Raw genomic sequence first — 2,037 nt, forward strand, 5'->3', positions numbered from 1 at the left:
GCCGAATCCGGTGCGCGTGGTGGTCGATCCGAAGGGCCGGCTTGGGGCCGACGCAAGGTTGTTCACCGATAATGGCGTCCGTCGCGTGGTGATCGCGGCGCAGGGGTCGCGCTGCGCGCCACCCCGCGGCGTCGAAGTCATTACGCTACCGGCCGTCGATGGACATATCGCCCCGCCCGCTATTCTTGCCGCGTTGGCCGATCGTGGCCTGCGCCGGATCCTGGTCGAAGGCGGCGCCAACACCGTCTCGCGATTCCTGGCGGCTGGTTGCCTGGACCGGTTGCATGTCACGGTCGCGCCGATCATCCTCGGTGGCGGCGGCCCTGGCCTGATCCTGCCACCGCTCGAACGCGCCGACGACGCTCAGCGTATGCCGATGCGAGTGTATCGTGTCGAGGACGATGTGCTGTTCGACTGCGATCTGTCGGCTCAACGGGTCGCGCTCGGCACCGCGAAAAAGTCGACATGACCGACGAGGGATGAGGAGCATCCGTCGGCAATCATGCTGCGCCGTCGTGTCAACCAGGCCGCGATGTCGTCGGCTGACAGAGCGCCGATGTCCTGCGCGGCGCTTGCCCAGCCGTGCAGGAGTTCGGTCTGGATGTCGCGATCCGCTGGCCCCATCACCCAGTCTGATGCGCCGGCGATAACCGCGTAGCCATGCGCCTCGAAGCAGGCGGGAGCGACATGAGCGGCCGCCGGTCCGAGCGCCGGCCCAAAGCCCTTGTCGGTGTGCTGATGGGCGTTGACGGCGTTGATGATTGCGGCATCGAACGGATCGGGTGGCATGAAGGCCACCCGGCCATCATAGCTCAGTGCAGCGTAAAACGGGATCGCGCGCGCGGTGAGGGCCGCGGCGAGGCTGTTGAGCCAGCCTTCCGAAACCAGGTCGAGCAGGGCCGAGATGACGATCAGGTCGACCGTGCCCGCCAGCGCGGCTTCGAGATCATGATTGAGATCGAGCGGCATGACGGCAACCGCGATATCCCCTTCTGTCGGCGTCGAAGCCGCGCGCGCGAGCAGGCCCGCATCATGGTCGATGAGGGTCCAGCTTTGCCGTGCCGGCAGTCGCGATGTCAGGGCGCGCAGGGTCGAGCCGGTGCCGCAGGCGAGGTCGACAATTCGGATCGAGGTCCGACGCGCGAAAAAGCTCGTGACCGCTTCGAGCACCACCGGGCTGCGCGCGCGCAGATCATAGCGTTCGCGGAGCGCCAGCCAATCGGCGGAGAAGGTGCCCATCTCAGAGTGTCTCCAACGCGCGGACAAGAATCTCCGCGGATTGTCGCCAGGTCGGAAGCAGCGGCGCCGCCGCGCGTGCGGCACGGGCCATGCATCCGCGCAGATCGATATCGGCGATGATGCGGCGCAGCGCCCGCGCGAGCGCGGTGACATCGCCGGAGGGGACCAATAGTCCCGCGTCGGGCGAGACCGTCTCCGGGATCGCGCCGGCATCGCTGCCGACCACAGGCAGGCCGTGCGCGATGGCCTCGGCGTACGCCATGCCGTAGCCTTCGAAACGGGAGGCGAGCACGAATGCGTCGGCCTGTTCGTAGAGCGCAGCCAGGTGCTCCGGCGATACCGCGCCGGTTGCGACGATGCGGTCTCGCAGTCCGTGACGCTCAATGTCGGCTTCGAGCTGCGCGGCGGCGCTGCGGTCGCGCGTGAGGTCGCCCGCGATCGTCAGCCGCCATGACAGGTCGGTGAGCGTAGCCAGCGCGGCGGTCAGCACATCGAATCCCTTGCGCGGGATGACCGAGCCAACCGACAGCAGCCGCACCACGGCGTCGCGGTCTCTGTCTTGCGCCGGCGGTGGGCGATCGCTCCCCGGCTTTGCGACAGTGATTCGCTCGGCCGGCACGCCGTAATCGGCGATGACGAGCCGCGCTGTCGCCGAGCTGGTGACGACGACACCGCGCACCGCCGCAAGCGCCGCCCGTTCGCTGTTCTGCAACGCGACGCATTGCTCCGTGGACAATCCCGATTCCAGCGCCAACGGATGATGCACCAGCGCCAGCACCGGGTTGCGGCCGGCAAGCT

At 68.0% G+C, this 2,037-nt stretch carries 3 protein-coding genes; 1 reads left to right on the forward strand and 2 read right to left on the reverse strand.

What is annotated here, in order from left to right; all coding sequences use genetic code 11:
- On the forward strand, positions 1-469 hold a 469-nt coding region (locus WCB02_RS34625; RefSeq protein ID WP_423965703.1), incomplete at its 5' end, for a RibD family protein.
- Here the strand turns inward: WCB02_RS34625 and WCB02_RS34630 are convergent.
- Positions 430-1,239: a class I SAM-dependent methyltransferase gene (locus WCB02_RS34630; RefSeq protein ID WP_423965705.1), complete on the reverse strand. Its 810-nt coding sequence runs from the start codon at positions 1,237-1,239 to the stop codon at positions 430-432. The two genes, WCB02_RS34625 and WCB02_RS34630, sit on opposite strands and share 40 nt — an antisense overlap.
- A 1-nt stretch (position 1,240) precedes the next feature.
- A partial coding sequence (locus WCB02_RS34635; RefSeq protein ID WP_423965708.1) for a glycosyltransferase occupies positions 1,241-2,037 on the reverse strand: 797 nt, incomplete at its 5' end.

The organism is Bradyrhizobium sp., assembly GCF_049581145.1.
Classification (GTDB): domain Bacteria; phylum Pseudomonadota; class Alphaproteobacteria; order Rhizobiales; family Xanthobacteraceae; genus Bradyrhizobium.

What these genes read in the sequence shown, in the direction of transcription:
- WCB02_RS34630 (WP_423965705.1), bottom strand. Translation starts at nt 1,239, where the DNA reads ATGGGCACCTTCTCCGCCGATTGGCTGGCGCTCCGCGAACGCTATGAT.